Raw genomic sequence first — 7242 nt, 5'->3', positions numbered from 1 at the left:
CTTCATGGGGGTGGACGGCCCCTGGCCCCTTCCATCCAGATGCCGCCACAGAGCCGAGGCGAGGGGGGCCAGCACCAGGATGAAGGCCGGATTGAGGGCCTGGAACCAGGCGGCTGGTATCGAGCTGAGGGGCACGAGCGGGGCAAGCCATTCGGGGAGGCTGCGGTCGGTGGAGCGCTCGGCGAACACGGTCATGCTGGAACCTGCCTGCTCGTAGGCCATCCAGAAAAACACCACGAAGAGCGACGTGAGACACAGGGCCAGCACCCGATGCCGGTCTTGCGGACCGGAGGGGGAGCCCGCCGTCGGAAGCGCAGCCGCCTCGGCGGGGCGGCTGCCCACGTCTGCAAGCCACCGAGGGCGACCCGCCAGGTAAACCGCAAGACCGAGTCCCATGCCAATCCCCGCTGCAGCGAAACCATAACGCCAGCCGAAACGGGGGTTTTCCGCCAGGTAGCCGCATACCAGGGATCCCGCCAGCCCCCCCAGGTTGATCCCCATGTAGAAGAGCGTGAAGGCGCTGTCCCGGCGGGGATCCTCGGGCCCGTAGAGCTGACCCACCATGGTGGAGACGTTGGGCTTGAACAAGCCGGTGCCGGCGATGATCAAGGCAAGTCCCAGGTAGAACCAAACCGGGCTCTCCAGGGCCAGACAGAAATGCCCCGCCGCGATGATGCTGCCACCCACCACCAGGGCTCGGTGGGTCCCCAGCCAGCGATCGGCCAGATAGCCCCCGATGACAGGGGTCAAGTAGACGAGCCCCGTGTACCAGCCGTAGAGCTGACTCGCCTGCTCCACGCTCCAACCCTGGCCGCCCGCTTCGGGCGCCGCGATCAGGAACAGCACCAGGATCGCTCGCATGCCGTAGTAGGAAAAGCGCTCCCACATCTCGGTGACGAAAAGCAGGGCGAGCCCCGGCGGATGGCACGCCGAAGCGGCGGTCGACGGAAGCAAAGGCGAGCTCGGCATGGGCACAGCAAAATGTTAGCCGCAAAGGCGCTGCAGCCGGCGGTTCGGTTCCGTTTGCGAGCGCATCGAGGGTACAATGCCTACCTCCATTGCCGGGCTTGGGGCGACTGCCAGCACAAGGCCGCTTCCGTCCCCGAGCTCACGACCCGCCTTCGTCGAGGAGGACCCCATGCTGAAGATCTGGGGCAGAGCTAATTCCATCAACGTGCAGAAAGTGTTGTGGTGCGCCGAGGAGCTGGGGCTTGCCTACCAGCGCATCGACGCCGGGATGGAGCACGGCGTGGTGAACACTCCCGAATACCGCACGCTCAATCCCAATGGGCTGGTGCCCACCCTGGAGGACGGCTCCCTGGTGCTGTGGGAGTCCAACGCCATCGTGCGCTATCTCGCCGCGCGGTACGGGGCCGGAAGCCTTTGGCCTGTGGATCCGGCAGCGCGCGCTGAGGCGGACAAGTGGATGGACTGGCAGATGTCCACCCTGTGGCCGCGGCTACGCCCGGTCTTCTGGGGGCTGGTACGCACGCCGCCGCAGAAGCGCAACCCCCGGGAAATCGAGGAGGCTCGCCAGAAAACCATCGATGCCCTTGCCATCTTGAACGAGGCCCTCGCCGGGCGCTCCTTCGTCGCTGGCCAAGCGTTCACCATGGGCGACCTGGTCCTGGGGGTTGCGGCCCAACGCTGGTTCAACCTGCCGCTGGAGCGGCCCGCCATGGCCCATCTGCAGGCCTGGTACCGGCGCCTCGAGGAGCGGCCGGCCTTCCGCAAGGTCGTGGACCACCCGCTCACCTAGGCGATCCGCGGGCAACTGGATCGGGAGACGCGCCTATGTCGGAAACCTACCTCACCGTGATCCTGCATCTGGTCGGTGCCGCCGTGGCGGGCGGCTCCATCGGGCTCGAGCGCAGCTTCCACGGCCGACCCGCAGGCTTCCGCACCCATACCCTGGTGTGCATCGCCTCCAGCATGCTCATGCTAGTCACCCTCTACCAGTGGCAATGGCTGCCCGGCGTGCCCCTGGAAACGGTACGCACTGATCCAACCCGCATGGCCCAGGGCATCATGACCGGCATCGGATTCCTAGGGGCAGGGGTGATCTTCAAAGAGGGCTTGACGGTGCGGGGTCTCACCACCGCAGCCTCCATCTGGGCCACTGCGGCCATTGGCATTCTCACGGGAGTGGGTTTCTATTTCGCCGCCATCCTGGCCACCCTGGCGGTACTGGGCATCCTGTCGGTATTCCGCTGGATCGAGCACGCCATGCCAAGCCAGTTCTACGCCCACCACCATGTGAGGTTCGCCCGGGAGACGGCCATGCCGGAGCAGGAGTTGCGCCAGCTCATCGCCTCCCATGGTTTCAGCATCGCCAACATGAACTATCGCTTGGCCGGCGACGGAAAGTTTTTCGAGTACGGGATGGTGATCCGCACCACTTCTCCCGATAACATGGGGCGGCTCGCCGAAACGTTGCGCGCCTGCGCGCCGGTGCTGGAGTTTCGCATCTCCCCCGCCGGGGATTGAAGGCGAAACGCCCCGACACCCACGGGCCTGGTTTTTCCGTGACCACGAACGATTCCCCGTACTCGCCTTCCGTCGGCCCCCAGAGCGTGTCCCGGAAGAGGACCACGGTCTCACACCGCGTGGGCCAGGCCCGCTGGACGTAGGTGAGGTTGTCGCCGGAATGCGGACCGCAGGTCCCCGGCCGAAGGCGGGTGCGTAAGCGCGTCTGCCTGATTCCCCGCCTCGTCTTCGCTCCGGACCATCTCCGCTGGTCCTATCGGGCCTCGGGCTTGAAGGCAATGGTCGATAGGGCTCGGACTTTGTGCCGGATGTGGCGCCGACGAAGACTGATCCGACCTCACGAATCATCTCATCGCCCCTCGCCTCGGGCCCACCATGTCGGCAAGCACTTCCGGGGCGTTGGGCGCCCCAGGCGGTCCGGCGTGGCCTGCACCGCCCGGAGCAAGATCGCGGCAAGGCAAACCCCAAGCCGGTGCGGCAGAGTGGGAGCCGCCGGCGCACGAATCCCCGTCTGGTTTTTTTAAAGTTTCACGAAGAGCCGGTAAACTTGGCGGCTCGAAGGGTTTGTCAGACGTTTTGCGTCCTGCGCCGCAAACCAATCACCCGATGAAACTCACCCGTCGCGCTTTTCTCCTAGGGCTTGCGGGTTTGGCAGCGGGCTGCGCCTCCCGGGTTGCCGCCCCGGTTTCCACTGGTCGCGACCCCTTTACACTGGGGGTGGCATCGGGTTATCCGCATCCCCACGGCTTCGTGCTGTGGACCCGGCTCGCTCCGCATCCCCTCGCACCGGGTGGTGGCATGCCCCCTGCTCCGGTGCCCGTCACCTGGGAAGTGGGTGCCGACGAGGCCTTCGCCCGAGTCCTCGCCCGGGGAGAGGCCATGGCCCTGCCTGCGCTGGCCCACGCCGTTCATGTGGAAGTGGATGGGCTGGAACCCGGCCGCTGGTACCATTACCGCTTCCACGCGGGCGATGCGGTCAGCCCCATAGGACGCACGCGCACGGCTCCCGCTCCCGACGAAGCGGTCTCTCGCCTGGCTCTCGCTTTCGCCTCTTGCCAGCACTACGAGCACGGTCACTATGGAGCCTACCACCACATGGCCGCCGAGCCCCTGGACCTGGTGGTCCACCTGGGAGACTACATCTACGAATACAGCGGTCTTGCGGCGAACAAAGTCCGCTCCCACGGGGCGGGGGAAGCGGTGAGCCTGGAAGACTATCGCCGGCGCTACGCCCTGTACCGACTGGACCCCGCCCTCCAGGCGGCCCACGCGGCCTTCCCGTGGCTGGTCACCTGGGACGATCATGAAGTGGACAACGACTATGCAGGCGACCGCAGCCAGGACAGGGCGGCGCCGCAGGCCTTCCTCGCCCGGCGGGCGGCGGCCTACCAGGCCTATTACGAGCACATGCCCCTGCCCCGGACAGCCCGTCCCTCCGGGCCTTCCCTGCGACTTTATACCCAGGCCGGCTTCGGCTCGCTGGTGCGCTTTTTTGTCCTGGACGGCCGCCAATATCGGCATCCCCAGCCCTGCTCGGGTTTCGGTCGAGGCGGCGGCAGGACAGTCCGCGCGGAACAATGCCCCGAGCGGCTCGATCCGGCCCGCTCCATGCTGGGGGCGACCCAAGAGCGCTGGCTGCTGGAGGGCCTGCGGCGGACCCGGGCGCGGTGGAACTTGATTGCCCAGCAGACCATGATGGCCCAAGCGGACCGGCAGCCAGGACCCGACCGGGCTTTCTGGACCGACAGTTGGGATGGCTATCCGGCCGCCCGTAGACGCTTGCTGGAACACCTCGCCGCCCAGGGCGTCTCCAATCCCATCGTTTTGAGCGGCGACATCCATGCCTTCGCGGTGAGCACGCTCAAGCTCGATTTCGACGACCCCAGCTCGACCCCGGTGGCAACTGAACTAGTCACCACTTCCATCAGCTCCCGGGGCTTCTCCTGGCGCCGGATCCAGGAGATGGTGGCGGACAATCCCCACATCCAATTCGCCAACAGCCGCTTCCGCGGCTATACCACCCTGGAGCTCACCTCGGACCGGGCCGTGGCCCGGCTCAAGGCGCTACACGATGTCACAGACCCGCAAAGCCCGATCCGCACCTTGGCCGAATTCACGGTAGAAAACGGTCGTCCCGGTCCCCGGCAGCAAGCCTAGGCAGCGGCCAGCCCCGACAAGGGAGGTTCGATCAAGGCTCCCGTGTCCTTCATCCGCCCAACCGCGCCACGACCGCCACCGCGCCTAAAAACTGCAGGGCGTTGATCCCCACCGATAGGCGGTGCAGCCGCTCGAAGCGGGCTTGGGCTTGCTTGTTCCCCGCTGCGGCGGCGTCCCGGTGACGCTGGGTGGCCGGCAACAACCACTGGCGCAGGGCGAGCGCCGCGATCCCTACAGCGGCCATCACGATCGCCTCCACCGGGCGCACCCAGGCCAGTGCCGCGGCGGCCGCGAGCCCACCGATGCCCACCACCCCGTGGTACCAGGGAAACAGGGCGCGCAGGAACTGGCCGGCCATGGCAGCCTCCAGACGAGCGAAAACGAGGGGCGCCACCACGGCGCTGAAAAAAGCCATGCTTCCCATCACCAGGGCAGAGGCCAGCAGACCGATCTTGATGGCGATGAGGGATCCCATGGCGAGGGGTCGACGCGTGGAACTAAGTGTAGGCAAGCAGCCGACCGCAGGCCACGACAGCGACCCAGATCAGGATGGAGGCCCCCGCGTGGAGCCGGGCCAATCCGGGCGCTGCACCTCCCACGTCCCAAGCCGCTGCCTGCCGAAAAGGGCCCAGGTGGAACATTAGGGCGTTGATTGCTGCCGCCATCAGCAGGCTCATCTTCAGGAGAAACACCCGATTCGCGATGAATTCGGAAGCATGGGCCGAAAACATGAGCAGACCGCTGGGAACGATGAGTAGCAGCGCGCCTACGCTCCAAGGCAGCAGATGGCGGGCGAGCGCCTTCGCCGGCAGGCGTTTCGAGACGCCCAGCACCCGCAGGTCGAAGAGCACCACGCCTCCCACCAGGACGGCGATGCCGAGCAAATGTACCACCTCCACGATGGGATAGAGCCACAGGCTCTCCCGCATGGCCCGGGCGATGGGCAGTGCCTCCACCAACGCTAGGGGCCGCGCCGTCTCCGGCGCCATTCAGCGCAACTCCGTGGTCTTGCCTCCCACGGTGATGCGCTCGGCGCGCATTTCCTGGGGGTCGCTCCGGTGGGGATAGCCTTCCACGGTGGCCTGGGTGCCTGGCGCCAGCGCGGAGGCCGCAAGCCCCCGGTGGCTCATGCGGCTGGGCGGTGCTAGGACCACCCGCCACGTTTTGCCCGGCGTTTCCAGCTCAATGAAACCGTGGGGATGCTCGTAGCCGGATCGCTTGATCACGCCGGTGAGGGTGAGGGGCATCGAGCTATCGTAGCCACTCCAGCCGTGGTGGGCGAGCGCCGGTGTTCCCAAGCCCAAGGCCAGCAAAAGCGTCGCGATTGGTCTCAGCATAAGTTTCTGGTCTCCCAAAGTTCAATCTTCAAACGCTCCAAGAACGGCTCACAAGCCGTCGATGGAAAAACCCTTCGCCTGCAAAATCATCACCATCGGCCCCGGGTCCCGAGGAAACACCGCCACGTAGCGGGGGCCTTTGCCGCTCCGGGGATAGAAGTAGAGCCCCTTGCGCAGAAGCTGACGCTTGAATTCCACCCGCTCGATGTCGCTATAGTCCAGCTCGGCGCGCATGAGGTAAATCGCCACCAGGAAGTCGTCGTACAGGGCCACTCGACCGAATCCGCCGAGGTAGAGCAGCGGGCCGATCCCGGCCCGCAGCGGGCAGCGCTGCTCGAGCAAGGGCCGGGCTCCGCGCTCTCGCAAGGAGCGCCGCGACGGTGCTACCACCAGGGTAAGATAGCCGGTGGCGGCCAACACCGCCAGAACCATCCATACCAGCAGCGCTTGGTCCTCCATGCCTGCAGAAGCCCTATTCTCCTGCATCGGGCCGCCGATCCCGGGAATCGGGCGTAAGAAGCGCCGCCACTTCCCGACTCTCCCCCTGATCTGCCGGGCGCCAAGGACGGGCGCTCGCTTCCCAATCCTGGAACGGAAAAGGTTTCTGCTCCGTGTTGAACGTGAGGAACAGAAAAATGTTGTAAGCGAAGGCAGCCAGCTGGGCGCCGAAGCGAAGTAGGTTGCCGTTGGGTTCGCCAGTCACTAGGCGGAGCAGGAACTGGAGGACGATCACTGCGACGAGCACCAGCTCGGTGATGCTATAGACCACCCCCATGAGCAGCATGGCAAGAGCCCGCAGCCACAGGGCGGAGGAGGTGAGATTGCGCTTGAGCTTTTGGTTCATGGCCGTTACGGGATGCCCTGCCTCTGGACATGGTGCCCGCGTCAAGCGGAGCGTCCGTCTCTTCCGCCCAGGCGCTGCACGATCTCCTCGTAGTGCTGGCGAACCCGGGCGACAGCCTCCTGCGCCGCTTCCTGGAGATCGCGCCAGGCCTCCCCCGCCGCCTCTTCGAGCCGGGCGAGTTGCTGCCGCGCCGCGCGGGCTTGCTCTTCCAACGCATGGACGGCGCCCTCCAGGGCCTCCCGGGCCTCCGTCCCAGCATGTTCCGCCCGCCGACGCAGCGCCTTCACTTCCTTTTCCAGGGCCGCGAGCTCCTCTTCGCTGCGGCGGACGAAGGCCTCCTTCTCCTCCCGCACCCGGTCGACCGCCGTCTGGACCGTCTCCCGCACCTTCTCTTCGGGGCCCTTGCCCACCTTGCCC

Annotated in this window: 9 protein-coding genes and 1 pseudogene; 3 read left to right on the top strand and 7 right to left on the bottom strand. The window is 66.3% G+C overall.

From position 1 onward, the window contains the following. On the bottom strand, nucleotides 1-954 hold a 954-nt coding region (locus tag V7Q81_RS13490; protein WP_333844198.1), incomplete at its 3' end, for a peptide MFS transporter. Nucleotides 955-1138: 184 nt separating this feature from the next. On the opposite strand from V7Q81_RS13490, the gene V7Q81_RS13485 reads away from it, so the two are divergent. From V7Q81_RS13485 to V7Q81_RS13475, 3 genes are all read left to right on the top strand, one after another. After that, on the top strand, nucleotides 1139-1759 hold the full coding sequence (locus V7Q81_RS13485) for a glutathione S-transferase family protein (protein WP_333844196.1): 621 nt from the start codon (nucleotides 1139-1141) through the stop codon (nucleotides 1757-1759). Between the two features lie 35 nt (nucleotides 1760-1794). Beyond that, on the top strand, nucleotides 1795-2487 hold the full coding sequence (locus tag V7Q81_RS13480; RefSeq protein ID WP_333844194.1) for an MgtC/SapB family protein: 693 nt from the start codon (nucleotides 1795-1797) through the stop codon (nucleotides 2485-2487). A gap of 606 nt (nucleotides 2488-3093) precedes the next feature. Continuing rightward, nucleotides 3094-4644, top strand: coding sequence for an alkaline phosphatase D family protein (locus tag V7Q81_RS13475; RefSeq protein WP_333844192.1), 1551 nt, complete (start codon nucleotides 3094-3096; stop codon nucleotides 4642-4644). 49 nt (nucleotides 4645-4693) lie between these two features. Here V7Q81_RS13475 and V7Q81_RS13470 read toward each other — a convergent pair whose 3' ends face one another. The 6 genes and pseudogenes from V7Q81_RS13470 to V7Q81_RS13445 form a co-directional block, all read right to left on the bottom strand. After that, nucleotides 4694-5119: a DUF4149 domain-containing protein gene (locus V7Q81_RS13470; RefSeq protein WP_333844190.1), complete on the bottom strand. Its 426-nt coding sequence runs from the start codon at nucleotides 5117-5119 to the stop codon at nucleotides 4694-4696. A gap of 22 nt (nucleotides 5120-5141) precedes the next feature. Next, nucleotides 5142-5633: a DUF6644 family protein gene (locus tag V7Q81_RS13465; RefSeq protein WP_333844187.1), complete on the bottom strand. Its 492-nt coding sequence runs from the start codon at nucleotides 5631-5633 to the stop codon at nucleotides 5142-5144. After that, nucleotides 5634-5981 (bottom strand): DUF6152 family protein, encoded by a 348-nt coding sequence (locus V7Q81_RS13460; RefSeq protein ID WP_333844185.1) that lies wholly within the window; start codon nucleotides 5979-5981, stop codon nucleotides 5634-5636. It lies immediately after the preceding gene. Nucleotides 5982-6029: 48 nt separating this feature from the next. Further along, nucleotides 6030-6440, bottom strand: a complete 411-nt coding sequence (locus tag V7Q81_RS13455) for a hypothetical protein (RefSeq protein ID WP_333844182.1) — start codon at nucleotides 6438-6440, stop codon at nucleotides 6030-6032. Nucleotides 6441-6453: 13 nt separating this feature from the next. After that, nucleotides 6454-6825 carry a DUF4389 domain-containing protein gene (locus tag V7Q81_RS13450; protein ID WP_333844180.1) on the bottom strand — a complete coding sequence of 124 codons (372 nt, stop codon included), beginning with the start codon at nucleotides 6823-6825 and terminating at the stop codon, nucleotides 6454-6456. Between the two features lie 41 nt (nucleotides 6826-6866). Further along, a pseudogene (locus V7Q81_RS13445) lies at nucleotides 6867-7242 on the bottom strand (hypothetical protein); the annotation flags it as partial.

The organism is Pelomicrobium sp., from assembly GCF_036803785.1.
GTDB lineage: Bacteria > Pseudomonadota > Gammaproteobacteria > Burkholderiales > UBA6910 > Pelomicrobium.
This window is presented reverse-complemented; position numbering and strand designations above follow the sequence as displayed.

Coding starts and splice junctions, on each gene's coding strand:
- V7Q81_RS13485 (WP_333844196.1), top strand. CDS start 1,139: ATGCTGAAGATCTGGGGCAGAGCTAATTCCATCAACGTGCAGAAAGTG.
- V7Q81_RS13480 (WP_333844194.1), top strand. CDS start 1,795: ATGTCGGAAACCTACCTCACCGTGATCCTGCATCTGGTCGGTGCCGCC.
- V7Q81_RS13475 (WP_333844192.1), top strand. CDS start 3,094: ATGAAACTCACCCGTCGCGCTTTTCTCCTAGGGCTTGCGGGTTTGGCA.
- V7Q81_RS13470 (WP_333844190.1), bottom strand. CDS start 5,119: ATGGGATCCCTCATCGCCATCAAGATCGGTCTGCTGGCCTCTGCCCTG.
- V7Q81_RS13465 (WP_333844187.1), bottom strand. CDS start 5,633: ATGGCGCCGGAGACGGCGCGGCCCCTAGCGTTGGTGGAGGCACTGCCC.
- V7Q81_RS13460 (WP_333844185.1), bottom strand. CDS start 5,981: ATGCTGAGACCAATCGCGACGCTTTTGCTGGCCTTGGGCTTGGGAACA.
- V7Q81_RS13455 (WP_333844182.1), bottom strand. CDS start 6,440: ATGGAGGACCAAGCGCTGCTGGTATGGATGGTTCTGGCGGTGTTGGCC.
- V7Q81_RS13450 (WP_333844180.1), bottom strand. CDS start 6,825: ATGAACCAAAAGCTCAAGCGCAATCTCACCTCCTCCGCCCTGTGGCTG.